This window comes from Hallerella porci, assembly GCF_003148885.1.
Taxonomy (GTDB): domain Bacteria; phylum Fibrobacterota; class Fibrobacteria; order Fibrobacterales; family Fibrobacteraceae; genus Hallerella; species Hallerella porci.
The window spans coordinates 1-24,078 of record NZ_QGHD01000001.1 but is presented as its reverse complement, the minus strand read 5'-3'; the positions used below and the strand labels follow the sequence as shown (position 1 = coordinate 24,078).

Here is a 24,078-nt window from a genome sequence, read left to right as displayed (position 1 = left end):
AAATTTTGAAATTCAAAAATTTCAATCATTCGATTTTCAAAACGCGTTTGCTATTCTGCACAACGCTTTGGCTTCTCGTTTTTTCGCAGACAATTTTTGCTTCTCGGATGGCGCGCGAAATTTACGAAGCAATTTATCAATTCGAATTAAAAGGAAACTTCGCCGATGCGCAAGATCAGCTTTCTCGCGTTTCTCTTGAAGGCGATGACGAAGATAAAAGCAAAGCATTTTTCTTACTCGGGAAAATGCAAGAAGTTTCCGAGAATCCCCAAACGGCTGCATTTTATTATCGTCAAGCGCTCATCAATCCGAAGACAAACGAAGAAGCGTATTTTCTCGCCGAAAGAATTGCCGTTCTCGATTCGACTCCCGAACGCATCGTTTTAAATCGGATGCGTTTTAATATTCCCATCCGCAAAACTTTCCCCGGAAACACTCCCGCCATTCTTTTATCGAACAATCAAATTTACAGTCTCCTCGGCGAAAAATTTGTTTCGATTCCGAATCTCATTCCCGAAGACGCCAAAATTTTTGCCGTTCTTCCGCAAGGAATTTGGTTCTCTCCCGCTCAAGAAAATACGCTGCAATTTCAACCGAAAGATGCCAAACAAGCGATTCATTCTTACCGATTTGATTCCCGCATTTTAGAGGTCATCCCCATTCCAGGCCAAGGTGCTATGGTCATGACGGAACGCAATTTTTCTTTTGCGGTCAACGAAGGATTTCGCTTTACAATTGAAAATCGTTATCGGGGTTGCACCCCTGTCGGGATGTACACGCCGCGGAATGAACTCGTTTTAAATTGCCAAGATAATGCGCTCCATTTGCTCGACGCCGAAACCGGAACCGAGACGCAGACTCTTTCGTTAATCGATCCGATTCAGCATACGATTCTCGCCGACGATGGAATTTTCATCGCTTCGACAAATGCGATTCGCTTATACCGTCCGCAGTCTAGTCCCGCTTACCAATGGGAAAGCAAAACGAGCCCGATTGAAAGCGCTATCTTTTTCGGCAATCGCTTAGCGATTTTAGAAAGCGGCGGAAAGCTTAAACTTTTAGATCCGAATACCGGGCACGAATTGCAGAGCACAACGGTTGACGGCGAAATTTTATTTGAAATGGCGAAAGGTGCCCTCGGCATTTTTTCGCAAGAAGGAGCTCTCACCGTCGTCGATGAAAAATTGCATCCGCTTTGGTATTACCATTTTGGAAAACCGCTTTCCACAAAACCGCTCAAAAGTCAAGGCCGCATTTATTTGCCATTTGAAAACAGCGAAATCATGACAATTTCTGCGCTGCATTATGGCAAAAAGCCGATTCTTTCGCAGAAATTTGCTTCCCAAGCTTTCGCTGAAATGTCCAATCGAAATTGGGAAATGGCAAAGCCGCTCATCGATTCGGCAATTGCCCTTGAACCCGGAAATCCGACGGCAAATTATTTGCAAGCGGTGCATCTCGAACAGACCGAAGCCGATGAAACGAAACGCGCGAATGCGTGGGCAAATACCGTCCGCTATTCCTTCGGAAACGCAAAAGCATCCGCAGCGATTCTTTCGCATTTTGCAAAAATTATCGGTGCCCATTATGTGCATTTTCTTCCGCTTTCTCCGCGGACTCTCTACCCCAATCTCTTTAGCGCGGGACATAATTTATATACAGTCGATCCTGCAGCGCAGCAACTCTTCGCACTGGATCCCGCCTCCGGAGAAATTCGCTGGCAGAAAAATTTGGGAAATTTAGAAACGAGCCCCGTCCTTGCAAACGATGCCTCGCATTTAGCCATCGCAAACGGATTCCGCTTACAAATTCAAGATCTTTCGCCCAACGGAAAAACGCGCTACAGCGATCTTCCGGGGAAACCTTTCCAAATCAAATTTTCGGGCAATGCCATTTACGTTTCCACTTGGAATGGTTACTTTGTAAAATTACTTGCACCCACTTACAGCATCGCGTGGGCAAGAAAATTATTCAACATGCCATTCCTCTTTGATTTATCCAATTCGACAATTGCCGTTTCTAGCTTAGAAGGTTCCATCGGTTTTGTAAATTCTGCCACCGGACAAAACGCCGAAGCTCTGCGCGAAATTGGAGCAAATGTTTCCGTCTTAACCCTTTCGGACACTCTCTCCGCAGCCGCCACCGATAAAAATGAAATTTTCGTCTACAGCGCAAACAATACCAATCCAATGCGCACGATTCAAACGAACGCCGCAATCCTTTCTTTACATTGGGTAACGATTGGTACCATCAAATATCTGCTCGTGAGCACTGCGGATCAAAAAATTCAATTATTCGGACTCACCGCCGATTCTCCGCTTTGGACATTTACCGGACAAGGTTCCGTTTATTCAAATCCCGTTGTCAACGGCAACAGCCTTTACATCGACCAAAAATCGTATATCGCAAAAATTTCCCTTTCCCGCGGAATTCTCGAAAAACGCTTCGCGACTCCCGGCGGCGCAGGCACGCCTTTCATCTTGGACAATATCCTTTTCTGCACTTCGCCGAAACGCTTACTTTACGCATTTCCCCTTTAAAAATCAGCATTCTCTTCCGAAGTTGTAACTTTTTTTTACAAAAATTTTCGATTCAATCATCAAAACATTCTATAAATTTAAAAGAGATTGTATTGTACATACAAAGGTGGATTCGTGTTACAAAAAAGTCGGCAGAGATATCGTTTCGCAAGCCTGCTCGTTTTAGGGGTTGTTGCGTGTACAGTTTTCAGCGCTTGTCAAGAAGATGCCAAAAACGCATCCAAATCCGCAGAAGAATCTCTCTATCCGCGGAATAAAACTCTTTATATCGGCGGTTTTGACTGGGCGCCTCCTACAACATTTAACCCGCTAGACGGCGATCCGAACTTTCCCATCGACGGCAATATCCGTTTGATGTACGAATCGCTTTTGACTTATAATAATTTAGACGGTTCAACAGAACCGATGCTCGCCAAAAGTTTCACTCAAACCGATTCTTCAATTACGGTGGAATTAGACGATCGGGCGCGTTGGAGCAACGGCGACAAAGTCACCGCCGACGATGTTTTATATACATTCCATTTGGATTCCATTTTCCCCACTCCGCGTCACGGCGGATGGCAATACATCAACCGCATTTCGGCAAACGGAAACCGCATCGAATTTGTGATGAACAAAGCCGAAAAGAATCCGCTGGTTCTTTTAAGTTTAATTTCCGAAACTTCCATTCTCCCGAAGAGTGTTTTTGAACCTTTAGCCGAAGCGGCAAAAAAAGGCAACTCTTACGACTATGCGAAAGTTTTGACCTTTAAAAATGATTCGCTTCCGGTCGTTTCGGGTCCGTATAATTTGGATTCATTCTACCCCGATAAAATCGTCCTCAAACGCGTTGAAAATTACTGGGGAAATGTAAAACACGAAGGACGCGCTCCCGCTCCGCTTTATGTGATTCATTCGCTTTATACGAGCAACAATCTCTTTAACAATGCGATGACAAAAGGCAATTTGGATGTTTCGTCCATCTTTATGCCGCGCATTTGGGAAAAGAAACGCGACGATATTCGTGCGTGGAGTTTGAAAGAACCGTATCATTATCCGGGCTCCATTCCGACTCTGTTCATTGCGACGACAACTGCCCCCTTTAACGATGTCGCTTTCCGACGCGCTCTCGCTCACGCAATTAACTTTGAAAAGATTAAATCCATCGCCGTTTCCAATTACACGGATGCGGTTCGCCCCGGATTCATTTTACCGTTTAACCAAGAAGCGCGCTACTTTAACGAAGAAGATGCGGAAAAATTTGGCTATTCTTATGACATTGAAAAAGCCCGCAAAATTTTAAGCTACGCCGGCTATTCGTGGGATAAAGACGGAAAACTCCAAAGCCCCGACGGCAAGCTTTTGCGCACTCTCGACTTGGAATGTCCGCAAGGTTGGACCGACTGGGAAGATGTCATTAAAATCGTTGCAGAATCTTTCAAAGAACTCGGCATCGAGACAAATCAACGCTTCGTCGATTACGGCGAATGGGACAAAGATTTGCGATTCGGGAAATTTGACTTGTTGATGAAAACGCAGACCGCCGACCTTTCTGCCGCGACTCCGTGGACACGTTTCAACCAAGTGATGAGCGGAAAAGATGCAAAGCCAGTCGGCGAAGAAGCTTATTCAAACCAAGGACGCTTTAGCGATCCGAGCGCCGATAGCCTTCTCAATTTGATTCCTTCGCTTACCGATACCGCAGCCCTACAAACCGCCTATCGGGCATTAAACCGCATCTTTATGGAAAAGATTCCTGTGCTTCCGCTGATGTACCGTCCTTCGCAGTTCTATCAGTTCTCAACAAAGCATTGGACGAATTTCCCCACCGAAGAAAATCCGTACGCGCCACCGCAGGCACTCGTCATCGGTGCAAGCATTAAAGCGCTCTGGGAAATCAAGCCGATTCAATAAACTTGAAAATTAACTGAAAAAGCCCGTTCGTTTGCGGGCTTTTTTTATTAGATTGTATCCACGTTTTTGGAGACTTTACCATGACAAAAGCTCGTTTTATTCTGCCGAACGCTTTCACCAGCATGAACTTTTTGCTCGGTGTTTTTTCCATTTGTTGGTCGGCGGGAATGTTCTCCGGGTATTCGACTTTAGATCCTTTCCGCATGGCGGCTTACTTTGTTTTGCTTTCGGTTCTCTGCGATAAGCTCGACGGTTTTGCTGCGCGTTTAGTGAATGCGAGTTCCGAATTTGGTGCGCAATTTGATAGTTTAGGCGATCTCGTCGGCTTCGGTCTTGCGCCCGCGTTCTGCCTCTTTTTCAGCTACAAAGCAAACGCTTCGGAATGGCTTGGTGAAAACTTGGTTCTCGTGATTATAGTCTTCGCAATTTATGTGCTCTGCGCAGCAATGCGCCTTGCAAAATACAATGCGATGGACTGCGACTCGTACAAGAATTATTTCTCGGGACTTCCGAGCACATTTGCGGGTGCGATTAACGTCATCTTGCTCAGCTACATGACTCTTCACGGTCTGTTTGATCCCGCTAACAAGAGCCTTCTGATTATTCCGGTCGTCGTGATGCTCGTCTCGGGCTTGATGATGGTGAGCCCGTGCTTTTTGCCGAAGTTGCATCCGCACAAGAATAAAATTCTCGCGGGAATTCAAATCATCCTCGTCGTCATCACTTATCTCTGCGGATTCTTCTTTATCACTTCGGATACATCGATTCAGAATTTGATTCTTTCGTATTTGATGCTTCTTTGCAGCGGTTACATTGTCATCGGATTTGCTATCGGATTCATTAACCGCACAAAAATTTTAGAAGCCGCCGGAAAATAATTTTAACCCCATTTCAATTCTACGAAATTTCAAGAAGCGTGCAACGAGCACGCTTTTTTGATTTTAAAACCGGCGTAAAAAATCCGCGAATTTTTCTGCATACTGCGTAATCAAAATTTCCGAAGCTTCGCGCGGCAGTTCTACCGTTACGCAATCGATTTGATTTTCTCGCGCAAATGTTCCAAAGCTCCCGGGAGTCGGATAGCCCACTCCCGCTTGCCACGGAAGCGAAAAGACGCGTTCCATTTCACAAGCAAGTTCCGTTTTCGAATCCGAATCGATTAGCCCAAACGGCGCATGAAGAGCGACCGCTTTTTTCACGTGAAGTTTCTGAATCAACTGCACAAGCGCCTGCGTTTCGGACTCGCTTTCTGCAAATTCTCCCGTCGAAAGTTCCGTAATCCGAGGAGCTTCTAAAACCAAGCGCGAAAGCGTTTTTTCTTTTTTCCAATTTGCCGTCGGAAAATTTCGGTTCAAATCCACGCCGCGGGAATTTGCCCGCGTCCCGCGCAACATGCCATCGGGATTTGCGCACAAAATACAAGCGACATGAGGCGGAGGCGAAGAAAGCATGCGAAGCGCCCGCGAAAGCAAAAAAGTCGTTTCGGATTCTTCGCCGTGAATCGTCGCAAAAATCAAAAGTTGCGTTTCTTTTTCGGCGGGCAGATAACGCAGCGGAATTCCTTCGACAGAACGCCCGTATTCCAAAAGTTCAAACGGGAAAATGCCTTGTTCGGCGGGACTTCGAAAAGGAATCATCATTTTTCAAAATACGGGTAAACATAATCCCGCATGAGTTCATCAAAGTTATCGAGAATTGCGCTTTTGAGGCAAATGTCCGCTTTTTCATAAACCGCCCGCAACGCTTTTTCGTCAAAGCATTTTTCTAATTCTCTCGCTGACGGTCGATGCGAAATATGCCAACGCTCCGGCTGAATTTTTCCGCAGCCGGGGACAAAAACGCGGGTAAATCCAAAAGATTTTTTTTCGTCAATTTGCGAAGAAAGCCAGCGATGAAATGGCGCAAACATGCCGTCGCATTCTTCTTCGGTCAGTTCTACTTCGTAGCCCGCGGGGACGCTATTACCATCGACGACATCCAAATCCGTTCCGAAGTGATGCCGCGATGTTCCGGGAAGCGCTGACCAAAAAAGAATCGCACGCATTAAAATTTCTTCGTCTTGCGGAAGTTCGGGAAATGGCACTCCTTGCGCATCGCGGAGGGTGAGCTTCCCCGTCGCTTTGCGATTCCAAATGGAAAGTTGCCTTTCGAAAGAACGGTAAGCGCTTTCAATGCGCAACGAAAATCCCGCCGACTTTGCCACAGCCGTTAACTTTTCAAGCGGTTCGAGCACACTTTGGCAAACGCGATATTCGGTTTCGGGAATGGAGACGAGGCCGTTTTCATCTAAGCCAAATGCAGAAAGTGTCGTCATTCGGGCAGTTTTCCTCCCATTTTCAAAATGAGTTCGCGCAGTTGTTGACTCTTTTTCGTCCGCGTTTTGCTTGTGGATTTTTTACAAATAAATTCACTTTGTGGAAAGAGATGTGCGCACGCAACCGCAAGAGCATCGGTCGCATCGAGCTTTACATCGGTGCGGGAAATGCCGAGACGCGACGTTACCAAGAGCGCTACTTTTTCTTTGGAAGCAGCGCCGTCACCCGTTACACTTTGCTTCACCGAACGCGGACTATATTCAAAAAATTCCATTCCCCGGCGACGACACATGACGAGAATTGCGCCGCGGACATGTCCGAGAATCATTGCGCTGTGCACATTTTTTGCAAAGAATGCACTTTCCATGCTGAAGACTGTCGGCTTGTAAGCGTCGACTAATTTTTCTAAATCCGTGACGATTTTTACCAAGCGATCTTCAAAAGAATCCCGCGCTTTTGCAGAAATCGTTCCATATTCCAAAACGCGAATTTCTCCGCTGTCTTTTTTTTCGAGGAACGCATAACCGGATGTATATGAGCCCGGATCCACACCGAGAATAATCATGCGAAAAATGTAACATTTCACGCGTTTCCTAAAAATTTTCCGCGAAAAAACGCAGCGATTTCCCGCCCGCAAAAAGTGCCGCATTCCGGAAATTTCTAAGTTGAGTTTTGAGGTGGTCTATGCTTATCGAAGAAGACAAAATCGGACTTTCCCGCGTGAAAACGCACCCACGTCGTCTCGGCGTTTCGCTCAGCCGTTGGGGACGCAATCTGCTTTCGCAGTGTCCTTTCCACGCTCCCGAAGAATCGACATTATTCTTTTACGATTCCCTGGGCTATTGGCGTTATCATTGCATGAGCTGTGGAGCAAGCGGCGACCTCGTCGAATTCATTATGCGCAGCCGCTTTAACGGTTTAGACGAAAACGCAGCCCGCAAAGAAGCTTTGGATTTTTGGGGCGCATCCGAAGACGAAATCAAATCTCAAGACGATGAAAATTTTCCGCATGCCAAAGAAATCGGCGGCACGAAATCCCGCGTTTTAGAAAGCTTCGTGCGTTACTGCAACTGGGCCGCGACCAAAAGCGAATCCACCGCAGAATTTTTAAAAGCCCGCGGTTGGACTTTGGAACAATCTCGCCTCTACGGAATCGGTTATTATAGCGGCGACCCCGAACCCTTTTATAGTTACGGACTTCTCTGCGGTTTAAAGCGCCACGAAATCAGTTTTTATTTGGACAATCTCGATCTTTCACACGAACCGCGTTTAACGATTCCCGCGCGCAATTCCAAAGGCGTTTTGCATTCCGTTTACGGGCGCCTTTTAGATGTGACAACGCCAGCGAATTCCCTTGAAGACGTTTACATTTCGTATGCGTCAGGACCTCTCGACATTCCGTTCAACATTCAACAAGATATTGAGTCTCCGATTGTCGTCGAAGGCGTCTTCGATGTTTTGACCGCAGACTTAGCGGGAATTCCGGGCGTCGTTTCGACGATGTATCAACCGTTTAACCGCAGCCATCTTTACAAACTCAAATCCTGCGGCGCAGAAAGCATCGCACTCGTTTTGCGCAAAGAACCGAATCGTCGCAACCAAGAATTGCACATTCGCAAATGCTTGGAACTTGCCGAATCCGAAGGCATTAAATTCAAATCGATTATCCTTCCCGCGGGCGAAACCGCTGACACGTTAATCCAATCCGATGGCGCCGAGGCTTTCTTAGAACGCATCCGCGATACCGAAGAAGATACGATGCGCACGCACCGCAAAACGGTTTTGCTCCAAGACATTCAAGAAAATTTCAACACGGCGATCAGCCGCGATCCCGATTCCGATGTCGGTTATCGTTTACAAAATTTCCCCGCGTTAACTCACGCATTAGACGGCATTCAACCGGGCTATTACTTCCTTTCGGCAGAACCTTACGGCTACAAAAGTCATGCGCTTTCGTCTTTTGCACTCGATTTAATCGAAGGAAATCCCGATGTCAAAGTCATTTATGCGGCATTAGATAGTCCGCGGCGCGAAGCGCTCAACCGCTTTATTTCAATGCTTTCGGGCGTTTCGGAAACCGATGTGCACAAGTTAAATAAAGACGACGATGTGAATCATCAAATTCTCACCGCCACACAAAAAATTATCAGCTACGTCAAAAACGATCGCTTAGAAATTTGGGAAGATACTGAATCATTCCAATACGAAGCTTTCCTCAAAGAATTGCAAACCGAACTTTCGGAAAAGCAAAATTTGATTTTAATCGTCGATGGCGTGGACCATTTGCGCATTTCGGATCGGAGCGATATTCCCGATTTGAATGAGCGTCGCTCTTCTGCGATTCTCGACTTTTACAAAGAGCTCGACATTCCGGTTTTTGTCAGCGGTTCCGTTTTCAAAGAAGACGATAAACTCGTTGGACCGCGGCCATTTTTGCGCGACGCCGATGCGACATTCTGGCTCGAACGCAAAGAAGATGGCGCGCTTTGGCTCACCGTCAATCTCAAAAATTCCGGTTCCATTCTCTACGAAGCGAATTTACTTTTCTCCGATAAATCGTATCGTATGAAAGAGAAAGAATCATGAGCCGTTTAGTCATCGTAGACTACAATAATTTTTGGAGTCCTTCGGGCGGCGGCGTTCGCCGTTATCATCTCGAACGCATGAAATTTTACAAAGATAAAGCCGATGCGCTTCTCGTCTTTGTGCAAAATGACGGGAAAACTTTTACCGAAAAAATTTCGGATTCTCTCATTATTGAACACACCAAAGCGTTTCGTTTCCCCGGAAATTGGGAATATCGCTTCTTGTGGAAAAATGCCGATTTAAAAGTCGCACTCGCCAAATACAATCCCGATATCGTCGAAGTCGGTTCGCCGTATATTCTTCCGAGGGCCGTTTCCAAAGCGTGCAAAGGCATGCCGAAGCCGCCGATTCTCACCGGATTTTGGCACGCCGATTTTCCGGTGACGTATGTGCGCCGCTTCTTTGAAAAATGGAAAATGCCGCGAATCGCAAAAATCACCGAATCCGTAGCCTTTGCCTATGCGCGTTTCGAATACAAAAATTACGCGAAAATCGAAGCGAGTTGCGACGAAGTTTTAGAGCGCATGAATCGTTTCGGATTTTCCAAAGAACGCTTGGATTGGATTCCGCTCGGCGTCGATTTAGAAACGTTTACGCCAACTGCCCGCGATGAAAATTTGGTAGATGAATTAAAAGACGGCGATCCGAATCGCCTCACCATTTTCTTTCCGCATCGTTTTTGTGACGAAAAAGGTCTGCGTTTATTCTTAGAGGCGTATCCCATTCTCGTCGAAAAATTGGGAAGCGAGCCCGCAGTTCTTTTCGCAGGAACGGGTCCCGATTTACCGCGCGTTCAAGAAGCTGCACAAAAATTTAAGCACATCCGCTACGAAGGATTTATCCACGGCGAAGCAGAAATGGCGCGCCATTATGCGAGCGTCGATTTGGGTCTTGCGCTTTCGGGCTGGGAAACTTTTGGACTTTCTATTCTCGAAAGTTTAGCGTGCGGAAACGCTCTCGTCGCAGCCAACACAGGAGCTGCCGCAGAACATTTGACGAAATCGGGCGCGGGCGTTCTTTTGCAAACGCGCACTCCCGAAGCTCTCGCCGATGCTATTCTTCAAATTTCCAAAATGAATTTAGCCGAGCTCAAGCAAAACGCTGAAGCGTACGCCACAAAATTCAGTTGGAAAAATTGCTTTGAAAAACAATTTTCACTTTACCAAAAACTCGTTCAAGGATAACTTATGATCAAGCACATCGTTCTCTGGAAATTAAAAGAAAACGCCGAAGGAAAAAGCGCATCGGAAAATGCCGCTCTCATCGTCGAAAAATTTAAAACCCTCAAAGGAAATGTTCCCGGACTCGTCGATATCGAATCGGGAGTTGACTTTAATCGCAGCGCCGCCGCTTGGGACGTCGGCCTTGTCACCGCATTTAACAGCAAAGCGGATTTAGATTTTTACCAAACTTTCCCCGCTCACGTCGAAATCAAAAATTTCATCGGAAAAGTTTCGCTAGACCGTTGCGTCCTCGATTACGAAATCTAAAATGGAAATCGCCGGCGTTCTTTTTGACCTTTACGGAACACTTTTTACCTACGGCAACATGTCGAAGGCTTTCGGGCTATGGCACGAAGATTTATCGCACGCGATGAATCATCTCGGCATTTCCGTTCCGGTTTCGCAAGTGGCAAAGCAATGTCGGCATTTCTTCTCCGAAGAAATTTCCGAACAAGAAGGATTTACCATTTACGAATTGCGGTTAAAAATTTTAGCGGAAAGTTTCGGTGCAAATCCCGATTACAACTGGATCAAACATACCGCAGCCAACTCGATGAATCGTTGGCAAAAAATGGTTCCCATTCATCCGCAGACAATTCCGCTTCTTCAAAAATTACACGACGAAAAAATCAAACTCGGTATTATTTCCAATTTTGAGCACGCGCCACATGTCCGCAAAGTTTTGCGTCAACACGGCCTTTTGAAATTACTCGACGCCGTCATTATTTCGGGCGAAGTGCACACGAAAAAACCCGCCCCCGAAATTTTCCAAATCGCATTAGACCGTTTGGGCACACAAGCAAACGAAACCCTTTTCGTCGGCGATGATCCCGAACGCGATATTCGCGGCGCTGCTTCCGTCGGCATGCAAACTCACCTTTTCAAAAACGGTTCCCCGCTCTTTGAAATTTTTCAAAGCACATTTTTAAAATGAAAAATCCTTTTCAGCTCATCGGAAAAAGCGAAGCCGAAGCCCTCGAAAAATTTCGTTCTCATTTTCAAAAACTTTTTTTCGGTGACGCCGAAAAAGAATGCGTTTGCTTTTCTACAAATTCTCTCCGCTACATTGTTGACATCGGGCATCAAGATATCCGCAGCGAAGGAATGAGTTACGGCATGTATATTGCCGCAAAACTCGGCGAAGAAAATCTCTTCGAATCGCTTTGGCAATTTTCAAAAAATTATCTGCAAAATTCTTCAGGGAATTATGCGCCGTATTTTGCGTGGCAAGTGGGACTTCCCAATTCTAAACATTCCGACTTTTACAAAATGGATCCGGGAGCCGCTCCCGATGGCGAAGAATATTTTGCCGCAGCACTTCTTCTCGCCGCGAAAAAATTTCAAAAGCCCGCTTATAAAAAAGAAGCGTGTGAATTATTGCAAGCGATGGCGCATAAAATTCCCGCCGGAAATGTCCGTGCGATGTTCGATGAATCCCGCGCCGCTGTTCGTTTTTCGCCGATGACCGGAAACGATTTTACCGATCCGAGTTATCACACCCTTTTCTTTTATCGTCTTTTCGCCGAAGAAACCGGTGACAAATTCTGGGAAGCCGTTTACGCCGAAAGCATCCATTTTTTAAAACACGCGATGCATCCCGAAACAGGACTTGCCGCTGATTACACCGAATTTAATGGCGAACCGAAAGCGACAAATTTTAATCCGATGAGTCATTACTTTAGCGGCGACTCTTGGCGCGTCGTTCTCAATTTAGCGTTAGATTTTTCGTCGGAAATTTCAAAGCCCGCAGAAAATATCTGCCAAAACGCCAAAGATTTTGAACAAAAAATTTGTCGAAAATATCTGCAATTTTTCCGTTCGCAAAAAACGGTTTTCGCCGATTATCAAATCGACGGAACGCCTGCGCCCAATGCCCGCGAACTCACGACCGGTTTAATGGCGATGAACGCCGCAGCCACTTGCGCGCTCGACATTAACAATTCCGACGATGCAGAACTCGCCCGCTATTTTTTACAGAAACTTTGGGAAACGCCAACGCCGACAGGAACGTGGCGCTATTACGACGGCATGCTTCTTTTACTTGCCTACTGTCTTCTCACTTCAAAATTTTAATGATTTTCAATCGTCTTCGGATCACGCGAAAGCGCTTTTCCTAAACGCTCCGCAAACGGTTTTGCCCAACCGCGCTCGGGCGGAATTCGGCTTGTCGTTTCCGCAATAAATTCTTGATAATTCAAAAAGACAAGTTCGCCTAAACGAACATCCCAAAGAGTCCAAAGCGATTTCCAAACGAAGCCGCCTTTTTTTCCGAGCTTCGGGCGAATGCTCACTTGCACATAAACGGGAATGCTCACATAACGCACGCGATATTTTTTGAAAATTTCCTGCAGTTTTTTTTTGAGTTGCGGTGAAACTTCGCGATTAAAAGCAGAATAGACGATAGGAAAATCGGCGCGTTCTTCCCACGGCGATAAATCTTTCAAACTTTTTCCATCGGCAAAATGAGCGTCTAAAATTGCCGCCATTCTTTTTCGCATTTCGAGCGAATCCGCATCCGGAATTCGTAAACCTTCTAACATTTCTTCATGTTGCATTTTTGAAAAACGCGTTTCGATTAACGAATCTTCAAAATGCGCCAAATCAAAATCTACAGCATCATCGCTAAAGCTGTGGCAAATTTTATTTTCCTCCGGACATTCTGCGACAATTTTCTGCGACGGGAAACTCCCGAGCACCGCCGAAGCATTCCACATTTTCATCGCGTCCGGATTGATTTCTACATAACCTTTTTCATCGTGAATTTCAAGTTCCAATTCTCCTTGTTCCCCACAATCATCGCAGCCCGAATCCCCCGAAGGCGAAGACTCCGCCCGATTCCCCGCACAACCTAAAACCGCAAACAAGAAAAATGCCAAGAAAATTTTTTCCATGGAATAAATGTAAAAAATGAGGAATGAGAAGTGACCTAATTTTTCTTTTTCACTGCAATCATAATCACGGATGATAAAATCAAAATAATTCCCACGCAAAGGCGCCAAGTAAAAGATTCGTGGAAAATGAAAACGCCGACACATACCGCAGTTAAAGGCTCTAAGGCTCCGAGAATTGCAGTTTTGGTGGAGCCGATAATTTTGATTGCTTTCACCATAAAAATCAGCGATAAAAGAGTCGGGACAAAGCCAAGTTCCATCGTCCATAAGGCAGCCGTGAAACTCGGCAATTTTTGAAGTTCATGTCCGGGAGCAAATGAAGTGAAAAGGAACATGCCTAAAGTTCCAAATAGAAGCACATAAAAATTGAGTTTTAAAGATCCCACAGGCTTCGATAAACGCGCCGCAATAATCATATAAAACGAATAAGTTAACGATGAAAGTATAACGAGAATAATTCCTGTGACGCTTAAAAATCCATTTTCACTTTTGGTTAAGAATGCAACTCCCACGAGGGCGACAAGAATTGAAATCACAATTTGTTTTGTGAGTTTTTCTTTATACAAAATCAGCATTAAAAGGGCGACGAAAACGGGATACAAGAAAAGCATCGTCGATGCAATTCCCGCTTCCATATAAATGAAAGATTCATAAAGCAAGCACGCCGAAGCGGCAAATAAAATGCCGAGCGAAATCGTTTTGGGTAAATTTTCTTTCGGAAATTTAAGAGACTTTTTAGAAACCAAAAGAGCGATTAAAACAAATAAAGTCGCAAACATCATGCGGTAAAAAATGATGCTTATCGGAATCAATTTTGCTTCGATTAAATTTAATGCGCCGAGCGGATTTGTGCCGTAAAAAATTGCGGCGAGAGCACCAAAAAGAATGCCTTTATGTTCATCTTTCATAGCGACGATAAAATAGAAAATTTCCCCGAGAACATTCTCTTTTCCCGTTTATTTTCAAATATTGCTGTCCGGTAAAAGTTCCAACATAAACACAATATGCTGAATACGCGCCGATTTCGACAGAAAGCGGTGCCTTTGCGTTTTGCGGGTCCCCTAGACAAGATTTAGCTGGAGTTGGCCGGGTGGTGAACGGCCCCCGACAAAAGAGCTTGCAGCAACCCGTTCTGGATTTTCGAGGAACGGAACAAGGTCGTAGTAGTATCCAAGCGCATGACGGAGTAGCGAGACTAGATTCGAAAAGCTCCACATGCGATTTACTTGCGCCTTGACCAGTTTTACCAACAAGTTTGCAATCATCACGACCCAGATTTGCATCTCGATCGTGTTCTCGCTTTCGCCGTAAAAGAAGTGCAGGGATTAAAAAGTTTTACCGGACACTAATAATTTTCAAATTGCTATTTCTCAGCTGCTAATTTTTATATAATTTACTTAAAACCAATCAAATGAGGATTTTTATGAGCTCTATTGCCATTTTGGGTTTTATCGTAGCAGCAATCGTCGCCCTTATCTTTTTGGCTTTTATCGCCAAATTCTTTAGCCTCTGGCTTCAAGCTTTATTTTCTCGGGCAAATGTCAGCATGTTCCAACTTATCGGAATGCGACTCCGGAAAGTGCCTCCCAAAATCATTGTGGATGCGCGCATTCTGAGCTGCAAAGCGGGAATGCCTGTCGATACAAATTTACTTGAAGCGCATTACATGTCGGGCGGTAGCGTTTTGCGCGTCGTGCAAGCGTTAATCGCTGCGAACAAAGCCAACATCAAACTCGATTTTAAGCAAGCCGCAGCCATTGATCTCGCGGGACGAAACGTTCTCGAAGCAGTGCAAATGTCGGTGAATCCGAAAGTTATCGAAACGCCGCGCGTTAGCGCTGTCGCTTTGGACGGAATTCAGCTGCACGCCGTGACCCGCATTACCGTGCGCGCAAGTATTCAAAAACTCGTTGGCGGTGCTGGCGAAGAAACCGTCGTTGCGCGCGTTGGCGAAGGCATCGTTTCTTCTATCGGTGGTGCGAAGAGCCACAAAGATGTTCTCGAAAATCCGAATATGATTTCGCAGAAAGTTCTCGCTTCGGGTTTGGATGCGGGCACTGCATTTGAAATTCTTTCGATTGATATCGCTGACGTGGATGTGGGTCAAAACATCGGCGCTCGCTTGGAAACGGATCGCGCTGAAGCCGACAAAAAAATCGCCCAAGCAAAAGCCGAAGAACGCCGCGCCATGGCAGCCGCTGCCGAACAAGAAATGAAAGCCAAAGTGATGGACATGCGCGCAAAACTCGTCGAAAGCGAAGCGCAAGTGCCGATGGCAATGGCAGACGCACTCCGTTCGGGTCGTCTCGGCGTGATGGATTATTACAACATGAAAAATATCCAAGCCGATACGCAAATGCGTACGCAGCTCGGACTCGGCGATGGACAACAACCGTCTCAACCGAACGTCTAAGGATTTTCCATGGAAAGCCTTCTCATCTTAGTCGGAATCATCGCTTTGCAAATCGGTGCTGCTTGGTTAAAGCAGCGCGGTAAACGCAATTCGACGCCGCATCGTGAAAACGAAAACGAGCGCGATTTGCCGCCGGATTTCGAAGCCGAAAAATATTCCGATGACGACGATGATGAAAATTCCGATGTGGAAATTAACACACCGGAATCGCTCCAAGAATTGATTCGGCGTTTTCGCGCAGAGCAAGCGAAGTTAGACGGCGAAGGAAATGATATCGATATTCAAGTTTCTTCGACGACAACGACCACTTCAAACGGCGAAACGAAAACGGAATCTTACACCAAAACGTATTCGACAAAAGCCGACAAGCCCGAGACAAAAGCAGAAACAAATTCTGCTCCGGAAAATTCTTCCGCAGAAGTTTTCACCGCCAAAGCGCCCGAGCCCGAGACTTTCACTAAGCAGAATTTCGATTATTCTACGGATTTCGAAAGCGAATCGGACTTTGAAATTCAAGACGAAACGACTGCCGCCGAAATTTCGGATTCCGATTTGCAATCGGCGCACGTTTCTCATTCTAAAATAGCGTTCAATCCCAAAGAAGCCCGCAAAGGCTTCATTTGGGCGAGCATTTTAGAAAATCCGCGTTTTCGCAGACCGATTTCTGCTTATCGCATGCGTTAATTATTCTTCACACGAAGCATTTTCGTGTAACGAAATTTCCCCTTTGCACCAAGCGCTTCCTGCGGAGCGCTTTTTGTAATTCTTCAGCGGAAGCTGCAAACTCTGCTTCGAATTGGATGTAATCGCAAACGGATCGTAAGCGCCATACTGTTCCGGATCCAAATCTTGCGTTTTGCTGCTGACATAGTAAAAAGAATCCACCGCCACCCCTTCGCAGCGGAAAACGATAGAACCCTTCGTCCCCGGCATATTCAAAGTCGCCAAGACATCGCGACCTTCCAAGGAATCCGTTCCAAAAACCAAATAAGAATTCGGCAAAATTTTTACGGATTCTAACGGTTCTGTGACAGCTTTAACGGAAGAACTGCTCGTCGCATACAGAGAACATCCCGAAAGATCCAACGTATCGATTGTCGCATTATAATATTCGACAAATTCCGCTTTGGTTTCGGTCTGAAATTCCGTGATGAGAAGATCACCGCTTTGCACTTTCCGAAGTTTCGAAGGAATAAACGCCGTCGCCGTTAACGTTTTCAGCGAGTCGCTTACAATCGAAAGAGAAACTTCGACTTGCAATGTTTTGAGCGACCAACTCTGCGCAAAATTTTCGCCGTCGATCATGACTTGCGAATCCATCTCATACAAGACGCTTCCCGCTTTCGATTTCAATTTGATTTGCACCCGATATGTTTCGCCCAAGGCGAGCATTTCGGTCGTCGCCGTTGCAAAACCGTCCGCGATGACGAAATCATAATCGGTAGATTTTTCGCCCGCAGAAATCGTCAAAATGCCGCTCGCCACGCCGGGCTGATTTTCAAATCCGAGCGGAATTTGCACAAAGAGAAATCCTGCGACAGCGTGCATCGCAATCGGAATCACGACTTCCCCGCCCGAAGAAAGTTCCGTCGCCGTTTCCCCTTGCTGCACCAACATGCCGTTGGCATAAAGCTTCGCGGCAAAGGTCCACTCGCCCGCATTCAGCAATTTATCGTAAGCGGATTCGTCTTTTCCGAGGACGACATGAAATGTGTCCGGCCCCAACAAATCCAAAACCAAACTATCGGTCAGCGGAACCGTTTTGCACGCCACATCCAAATGAACAGAAGTTTTGAGTGTGGATGCGCCTTCGGGGCCTTCGCCTTGGGAACAGCCCATCAGGCAAGCCGCCACCGTCAAAGAAGTAAACAACATCTTCTTGAAATTGAGTTCTCTCATTTTTTACCTCCTTCTAATTATGGTTAAAATGAGAGACCCATCTATATAGACGCTTTAATCAGCAAAAAATCAACCAAAATTTGCGTAAAATTTCATTTACTTCAAATTTGTCGCATTTTTAGTCGTTTTCAAACATTTTTGTTTGTCTTTAGCCATCTTTTCAAAATTTTCCCGAAGGCGGTAATATCAATCGGTTTGGCGATGTGATCGTTCATGCCCGCGGCAAGGGCATTCTTTTTGTCTTCTTCGAAAGCGTTTGCAGTCATCGCGATAATCGGAACCGTTTTACAATACGCCGAATTCAATGCGCGAATTTTTCGCGTGGCCGTGTAACCATCCATCACGGGCATTTGAATGTCCATCAAAATCAAATCGTAACGGCAATTTTCCTGCGTAACTTTTTCGACGGCGATTTTTCCATTTTCGGCGGTTTCAATTTCGAAGCCAACGCCTTCTAAAATGGTCGAAGCAATTTCCAAATTGAGTTCGTTATCTTCGACGAGTAAAATTTTTAAACCCGAAAAATTCAAATGGTCATTCATGAGATTTTTGTTTTTGATAATGTTAAGCAAATATATAAAATGAGTGAAAATAATTCGCATTTTCTCTCGTGCACTTTTGCAAGGTGCCGTTTTACTCACCAAATGTGTCCATGCACTTTTGAAAGGAGCTGTTTTTACTACCAAATCTGGCAATTCACTTTTGAAAGGGGCCGTTTTACCCGCCAAATGCGTCATTGCACTTTTGAATGGTGACATTTTACCCGCCAAATGCGTCATTGCACTTTTGAAAGGTGGCATTTTACCCGCCAAATATATCCTTGCAATTCTGCGGTTAAATTCCCTAACCACTAATCACTGACCACTGACCACTAACCACTAACTTCTCATTCCTCCTTTTTTATCTATTTTTGTCTGCGCAAAAAATAAGGAGTTCATCATGAGTTTGAAATGCGGTATCGTCGGTCTTCCCAATGTCGGCAAAAGCACAATTTTTAATGCCATTACAAATGCTGGCGCCGAAGCGGCGAACTATCCGTTTTGCACTATCGAACCGAATGTCGGCATGGTCAGCGTGCCCGACGAACGCTTAAACGAACTCGTCAAAGTTTATAACCCGAAGTCAATTGTCCCAGCGGTTACCGAATTCGTCGATATCGCAGGTCTTGTCAAAGGCGCAAGCAATGGCGAAGGACTCGGCAACAAATTCCTCACGCACATCCGCGAATGCAATGCGATTATGGAAGTCGTCCGCTGCTTTGACGACGCAGACATTACCCACGTTCTCGGAAACGTGGACCCCGTCCGCGATGTGGATATCATCGAAACCGAACTCATCCTCAAGGATTTGGAATCGATTGACAAGCGTTTCAGCACCGAAAATAAAATGGCTCGCACCGGCAACGCCAAAGCCAAAGAAAACGCCGACGCTTGCGAACTCTTGAAGAAAGGTTTGGAAAGCGGTCACAGCGCCCGCGAATACATTGGAACAAGCGACGCTGTCGATTTGATTATTCAAGATTTAGCACTTCTCACCGCCAAGCCGATTTTCTACTGCGCAAACATCCGCGAAGAAGATTTGGAAAATAAAGGCAACGCTTACGTCGATAAACTCAAAGAATTTGCGAAAAAGCAAAATGCTTCGGTCGTCGTCATCAGCGGTAAAATCGAAGAAGAACTTTCGAAGTTAGAACCCGCCGACAAGGCAGAACTTTTGAAAGATTACGGCATGGACGAATCCGGTTTGGATACCGTTGTCCGCGAAGGCTACCGCATTCTCGGGCTTCAAACCTTCTTCACCGCCGGCGAAAAAGAATGCCGCGCTTGGACATTTGAAAAAGGTTCCAAAGCGCCGCAATGCGCAGGCGTCATCCACTCCGATTTCGAAAAAGGCTTCATCCGCGCCGAAACCTTGAGCTTTGCCGACTTCCAAAAATACGGTTCTTGGAACGCAGCCAAAGAAGCGGGAGTCGTCCGCACCGAAGGCAAGGATTATGTCGTCCAAGACGGCGATATTATGTATTATCTGTTTAACGTTTAACGAAAATTTTAGAAGTTAGAAAGCAGAAGAAAGGCGCAGCAAAGCTGCGCTTTTTTTTGTTTTAGAAATTATTTTAAAGTCACACTTTTTAGGAGAAAAAGATGAAATTGTGGTCTAAAACTCTCTTAGCAGCTGCCCTCGTAGGTTCCGCTGCTTACGCCGCCCCCGGTCTTACCGTTTCCGGTACAGACTTAATGTATAACGGCAAAAAAATCTTCTTTAGCGGGACAAACCTCGCTTGGTCCGATTATAATTCCGACGTCGGCGAATCGCCTCTCAACGAAAACGCTTGGCGTAAAGCCGTCGAAGGCACACGCGCAGCGGGCGGAAACTCCATTCGCTGGTGGCTTTTTAACAATATGAGCCAAAGCCCGACAATCGACGAAACGACGCACTTGGTCACAGGCCCGAAGGCAAGTACAATCGCCAATATGAAAAAGGCATTGGACATTGCCGAAGAATATGGCGTGATGGTTTCGATGTGCTTATTCAGCCACAACTTGATGGAACCTGAGCAGTGGGGTTTATACACCGGCGACAAAGTCGATTTCGAAGCGAATAAGCTTCTTTTTGAAGAAGCGGGCACCAAAGCTTTCATCGATAACGTTTTGATTCCTGTGGTCAAAGCCATCGGAAACCATAAAGCGCTTATGACTTGGGAAGTCTTTAATGAACCCGAAGGCATGACATCGGAATGCGAAGGCTGGACGGCTCAAAAAATGGCTTTAGCGAAGATTCAGAAATTTACGAACGAAGTCGCCTCGGCCATTCACACGGTTGACCCCACGCTTTTGGTTTCTACGGGTAGCGTCAATATTAAGTTCCAAAAGAATTGGAACGATGCCGCCCTCATTGCCGCAGGCGGAAAAGCAAACGGCACCTTGGACTTTTTCCAAACGCATTATTACCCGTATTACCAGGCCGATGCAATTTCTCCGTTTGTAAATACCGCAGCCCAAATGGCGACCACTTACGGTTACGATTCGAAACCGATGATTATCGGCGAATTCCCGGCAAGCGGTTGGGCCGGCGATACATACAATGCGGCAATGGCAGCCAAAACGGAAATCACGACCGAAGAATGCTACCGCAAGGCTTTTGACGGCGGCTACGCAGGCGCACTCGCTTGGCAGTACATCGGCGACAAAACCGAAGATAAATTTGGCGGTTACAGCTACACGATTGACCCGGCTTTAGCGGCCATGAAAACTTTAGCTGCCACAGAAGAAGCTTCGATTAAAATCAAGGATGTCGTTATCGAAGAAGCTGGCGGCGACGGCAAAATGGCAGTGACCTTTGGCGGTGGCAATCCGCAAATCGAATACCAAAATAAAGCCGGTTTGGATTTGTCAAAGGCTAACACCCTCACGATGAAGGTCAAAAATAATGGCAAAACCGAAGCGGATATTTATTTAATCTTTAAGCTTACCGATGCCTGGACTTGGACCGAAACCGACGGCAGTTGCAAAGTGGCCGCAGGCGAATCGAAACTTTGCAGCTACGATATTTCGACCTTGACGAACCGCAATAAAACGGTATCCATCGTCCTCGCCAATTACGCAAAGGATTACAAGGGAACCGTTTTGTTCGACGATATCGTTGCCGGAACCGATACGCTCTTCAACTTTAACGAAGACAAATACGATGCCTTTAGCCGTGGCTTTGGCATGACCGAAGTCGAAATTCCTGAAATCAAAATTGTCTACGACGAAAATTATACAAACGGAATTTCCAAACGCTCTGCAGTGAATGCAAAAGCTTTGCACCTCAACGGAAACGCTTTAAGTTTGTCTTTCACCCGTTCGACAAATGTCAAAGCAATTCTCTTTGATGCAACCGGCCACAAGGTTTCTACCCTTCACAACGGCCCGATTTCTGCAGGCACTCACGAATTCAAAATTCAAGCCGCCAAGGGCGTTTACTTCGTCAAAGTGAAAGGCCAAGGAATTGACTTCTCACAAAAAATCATGCTGAAGTAAAAAACTGAATTTGCAAAAACAAAAGACTCGGGCTCTGCTCGGGTCTTTTTTAATCCGCAGAAACCGCACGAACCGAATACCCGTTTATGCAAAGGTAACTTGCTGCGGCTGAATGTTTTGACGTGGACAAAAAAAGCGCATACACAAGTCGCAGGCCATCGTTGTAAATAGCATCTGATCCCCAAAAATATGCAAGTTCACCTACGCTTTTTGTTAAAGAAGATTCTTTATAACCTGCAAGCGGTAAAAACAGCGTATTATCTGTTTTGCATTTTACATTATAGCCTTGGACACTTTTTCCTTGACTATTCACCCTTGTTGACGCTGTAAAGGAGCAATTGTTAGCAAGTTCTTTTAATTCAGCGCCTGTCGGCATACGATATTTGGCGCCCCAGTTTGCGGTAGCCGCATCTCTTGCGCCTGAAATTTTCAAAGCGCCATTTCCATTATTCATCTCGCTATTGTCTGCGGTATATTTTGCCTTAGGTGCAGATTCTCCCCACGAGTAATAGTTGCCATAATCTGCAGGGAGAGCGGCGCCAATATTGACGCTAGCCCATTTTACACTCAGCCCCAAATCTACCAAGGTATCTAACGCGAGCGTCCATTGGCCGGCAGTGCAAATATATTTTACCGATTGATTCTCAACATAAACACTATCACCCGTTCTCAAAGAATTGCATGAAGGCAAATCTTCCACAGTCGATACTGTATCCGGCTTCGGTTCTAGAATTAAAACAGTCCAGTTTCCATTTTGACACAGATAATATGCCTGATTCATTTCGTTAAAGACAAGTTCATTTTCATTTGAAGCAGTGCAGGAGCCAAGTTTTTCTAAATCATCAATTGTGCGAGAAATTCCATAAGCGATAATCGTATCCCGAACATTCACTATAATTGTATCTTGGATTTTTAGTGTATCTGTTTTCGTTAAAGTCAACGTATCTCGGACTGTCAGCGTATCTGTTTTGGAAAGAGTTAACGTATCTCGAATTTTCAACGTATCTGTTTTGGAAAGAGTTAACGTATCTCGAATTTTCAGCGTATCCATCTTTGTTAAAATCAATGTATCTAGAATTTTCAAGGTATCCGAATGAAGAGAATCGTCTTGAATTAAAACCCATTTTTTATTGAAGCAGACATAGTCCGCCGAATCTTTTTCAACAAAAACAATATTCCCTGCATTATTCTCATCACAGGTTCCAAGATGATAAATTGAAAGCACCGAGCTATTGTAGTTATTCGTAATGTGATTTGATTCCGAATCGGAACATGCCGCAAAAATAATAGCGACACAAACCCAAAGAAAATTCCATTTTAATTTTTGCATAATTAAAATTTAGATATAAAAGAAAAGAGGATGATTTGCTCATCCTCGAATAAGAGCAAAGCGGAAACGAAATAGGTTATCCGATTTTTCGCAATGATAGTGTTACTATTTTTCTAAACTTCAATCATGATAATTTTTCCCCATATAACTTAGATGATCCCTATATGCAGTTAACAGCATTACATGAAGCAAGACATATTTGGTAACGCAGGAATAATCCAGAATGGGTTCCATATGTTCAAAATAAAGATATTCGCCAGGAGGTCGATGCATTCGAAGAGGCATTACTTTTATGGGCTTATTTCAACAAAATAAATGGAAACTCGTCGTGGTGCACGGATTCAATAAATAAACTTATGACACAGTATAGCAATATTAACTTGAACAAAAATTCAGACTGTGTATTTCGTTATGAGCGCAGAGCGAATTCATTGCTGAAAACAAATTATAAAGACAAGGGCTACAGCAACGATTATCTTGAAACCATAAAACAAGACTCGACCAAATGCATCGAAAATAGGCCAAATGATGATAAATAAATTGATTTCAAGTGCAATTTTGATTTGCATTTTATGCCTTGTTCCCAATGCATATTCGCTTCAGTGTGAAGGTGATTGTGATGTAGATAAATATTTTTTTATATTAGTGTCCGGAGAAAATTTTCAGAACGTCTAGACCCCAGAATTTACGCGGTCTAGACTTTGATTTTGCCGTTGAAAGCCCCCTCCCTAGAAATTTGGACGCTACGATGGGCAAGGTGGATGCTGCAGCATGCGTTCCCAGTCCCTTGTTGGATGTTCAAAAAAGTCAAACATGTCAATGTAGAGCATCAGGATTATTCGCATCATTGTCGCAAGTCCGGAAAAGCTCCAGTGCCGTTCAAGGCTGCGCTGCACAAGGGTCAGGAGAAGGTTCGCGATGAGGGTTACCCAGATCTGGGTCTTGATGGCGTTCTCGCTCACCCCATAG

At 45.3% G+C, this 24,078-nt stretch carries 21 protein-coding genes and 1 pseudogene; 13 read left to right on the top strand and 9 right to left on the bottom strand.

Going from position 1 to position 24,078, the window contains the following annotated elements; translation table 11 throughout:
• Positions 1-5 precede the first annotated feature (5 nt).
• The 3 genes from B0H50_RS00110 (at position 6) to B0H50_RS00100 (ending at position 5,311) form a co-directional block, all read left to right on the top strand.
• Positions 6-2,540: a PQQ-binding-like beta-propeller repeat protein gene (locus B0H50_RS00110; protein WP_106198368.1), complete on the top strand. Its 2,535-nt coding sequence runs from the start codon at positions 6-8 to the stop codon at positions 2,538-2,540.
• Between the two features lie 87 nt (positions 2,541-2,627).
• The gene (locus B0H50_RS00105; protein WP_233244432.1) at positions 2,628-4,433 is read left to right on the top strand and encodes an ABC transporter substrate-binding protein; all 1,806 of its coding nucleotides are present in this window, start codon (positions 2,628-2,630) and stop codon (positions 4,431-4,433) included.
• Between the two features lie 80 nt (positions 4,434-4,513).
• Positions 4,514-5,311 (top strand): CDP-alcohol phosphatidyltransferase family protein, encoded by a 798-nt coding sequence (locus B0H50_RS00100; protein ID WP_106198367.1) that lies wholly within the window; start codon positions 4,514-4,516, stop codon positions 5,309-5,311.
• A 63-nt stretch (positions 5,312-5,374) separates the two neighbouring features.
• On the opposite strand, the gene mpaA is transcribed toward B0H50_RS00100, so the two are convergent.
• Genes mpaA through ruvC form a run of 3 tightly spaced genes read right to left on the bottom strand, consistent with a single transcriptional unit; the run spans position 5,375 to position 7,313 of the window.
• A complete protein-coding gene (mpaA, locus tag B0H50_RS00095; protein ID WP_233244430.1) occupies positions 5,375-6,073 on the bottom strand; it encodes a murein tripeptide amidase MpaA in 699 nt (232 codons plus the stop codon).
• Positions 6,070-6,747, bottom strand: coding sequence for a M15 family metallopeptidase (locus B0H50_RS00090; RefSeq protein WP_106198366.1), 678 nt, complete (start codon positions 6,745-6,747; stop codon positions 6,070-6,072). Before B0H50_RS00090 ends, mpaA begins: the two co-directional genes overlap by 4 nt.
• Complete coding sequence (gene ruvC, locus B0H50_RS00085) at positions 6,744-7,313, bottom strand: crossover junction endodeoxyribonuclease RuvC (RefSeq protein ID WP_106198415.1); 570 nt, start codon at positions 7,311-7,313, stop codon at positions 6,744-6,746. Before ruvC ends, B0H50_RS00090 begins: the two co-directional genes overlap by 4 nt.
• Positions 7,314-7,432: 119 nt before the next feature.
• Between ruvC and B0H50_RS00080 the strand changes: the two genes are divergently transcribed.
• The 5 genes from B0H50_RS00080 to B0H50_RS00060 are packed head-to-tail and all read left to right on the top strand — an operon-like array spanning position 7,433 to position 12,630.
• Positions 7,433-9,334: a CHC2 zinc finger domain-containing protein gene (locus B0H50_RS00080; protein ID WP_106198365.1), complete on the top strand. Its 1,902-nt coding sequence runs from the start codon at positions 7,433-7,435 to the stop codon at positions 9,332-9,334.
• The gene (locus B0H50_RS00075; RefSeq protein WP_109587045.1) at positions 9,331-10,518 is read left to right on the top strand and encodes a glycosyltransferase; all 1,188 of its coding nucleotides are present in this window, start codon (positions 9,331-9,333) and stop codon (positions 10,516-10,518) included. Before B0H50_RS00080 ends, B0H50_RS00075 begins: the two co-directional genes overlap by 4 nt.
• A 3-nt stretch (positions 10,519-10,521) precedes the next feature.
• Positions 10,522-10,824, top strand: a complete 303-nt coding sequence (locus B0H50_RS00070) for a Dabb family protein (protein WP_106198363.1) — start codon at positions 10,522-10,524, stop codon at positions 10,822-10,824.
• Position 10,825: 1 nt separating this feature from the next.
• Positions 10,826-11,491 carry an HAD family hydrolase gene (locus B0H50_RS00065; protein WP_109587044.1) on the top strand — a complete coding sequence of 222 codons (666 nt, stop codon included), beginning with the start codon at positions 10,826-10,828 and terminating at the stop codon, positions 11,489-11,491.
• Positions 11,488-12,630, top strand: a complete 1,143-nt coding sequence (locus tag B0H50_RS00060) for a glycosyl hydrolase family 8 (RefSeq protein WP_106198361.1) — start codon at positions 11,488-11,490, stop codon at positions 12,628-12,630. Before B0H50_RS00065 ends, B0H50_RS00060 begins: the two co-directional genes overlap by 4 nt.
• Here B0H50_RS00060 and B0H50_RS00055 read toward each other — a convergent pair.
• On the bottom strand, positions 12,627-13,448 hold the full coding sequence (locus tag B0H50_RS00055) for a hypothetical protein (RefSeq protein ID WP_106198360.1): 822 nt from the start codon (positions 13,446-13,448) through the stop codon (positions 12,627-12,629). The two genes, B0H50_RS00060 and B0H50_RS00055, sit on opposite strands and share 4 nt — an antisense overlap.
• A 35-nt stretch (positions 13,449-13,483) precedes the next feature.
• Complete coding sequence (locus B0H50_RS00050) at positions 13,484-14,356, bottom strand: DMT family transporter (RefSeq protein WP_109587042.1); 873 nt, start codon at positions 14,354-14,356, stop codon at positions 13,484-13,486.
• A 515-nt stretch (positions 14,357-14,871) separates the two neighbouring features.
• On the opposite strand from B0H50_RS00050, the gene floA reads away from it, so the two are divergent.
• The gene (floA, locus tag B0H50_RS00040; protein ID WP_106198358.1) at positions 14,872-15,861 is read left to right on the top strand and encodes a flotillin-like protein FloA; all 990 of its coding nucleotides are present in this window, start codon (positions 14,872-14,874) and stop codon (positions 15,859-15,861) included.
• A gap of 9 nt (positions 15,862-15,870) precedes the next feature.
• Positions 15,871-16,545, top strand: a complete 675-nt coding sequence (locus tag B0H50_RS00035; protein WP_109587040.1) for a hypothetical protein — start codon at positions 15,871-15,873, stop codon at positions 16,543-16,545.
• On the opposite strand, the gene B0H50_RS00030 is transcribed toward B0H50_RS00035, so the two are convergent.
• Together B0H50_RS00030 and B0H50_RS00025 are read right to left on the bottom strand one after the other, a co-directional pair.
• Positions 16,546-17,760, bottom strand: coding sequence for a lamin tail domain-containing protein (locus tag B0H50_RS00030; RefSeq protein ID WP_146193645.1), 1,215 nt, complete (start codon positions 17,758-17,760; stop codon positions 16,546-16,548). It lies immediately after the preceding gene.
• A 128-nt stretch (positions 17,761-17,888) separates the two neighbouring features.
• On the bottom strand, positions 17,889-18,332 hold the full coding sequence (locus tag B0H50_RS00025) for a response regulator (protein ID WP_233244429.1): 444 nt from the start codon (positions 18,330-18,332) through the stop codon (positions 17,889-17,891).
• Between the two features lie 13 nt (positions 18,333-18,345).
• Here B0H50_RS00025 and B0H50_RS13540 point away from each other — a divergent pair, with 13 nt between their 5' ends.
• From B0H50_RS13540 to B0H50_RS00015, 3 genes are all read left to right on the top strand, one after another.
• Positions 18,346-18,621 (top strand): hypothetical protein, encoded by a 276-nt coding sequence (locus tag B0H50_RS13540; protein ID WP_233244427.1) that lies wholly within the window; start codon positions 18,346-18,348, stop codon positions 18,619-18,621.
• Between the two features lie 78 nt (positions 18,622-18,699).
• Entirely contained in the window at positions 18,700-19,800 is a 1,101-nt protein-coding gene (gene ychF, locus B0H50_RS00020; RefSeq protein WP_109587037.1) for a redox-regulated ATPase YchF, read from the top strand.
• A 101-nt stretch (positions 19,801-19,901) separates the two neighbouring features.
• Positions 19,902-21,779, top strand: coding sequence for a T9SS type A sorting domain-containing protein (locus tag B0H50_RS00015; protein ID WP_109587036.1), 1,878 nt, complete (start codon positions 19,902-19,904; stop codon positions 21,777-21,779).
• 49 nt (positions 21,780-21,828) lie between these two features.
• Here B0H50_RS00015 and B0H50_RS00010 read toward each other — a convergent pair whose 3' ends face one another.
• Together B0H50_RS00010 and B0H50_RS13535 are read right to left on the bottom strand one after the other, a co-directional pair.
• A complete protein-coding gene (locus B0H50_RS00010) occupies positions 21,829-23,109 on the bottom strand; it encodes a hypothetical protein (protein ID WP_109587035.1) in 1,281 nt (426 codons plus the stop codon).
• A 743-nt stretch (positions 23,110-23,852) separates the two neighbouring features.
• Positions 23,853-24,078: pseudogene (locus B0H50_RS13535) on the bottom strand (IS4 family transposase); the annotation flags it as partial.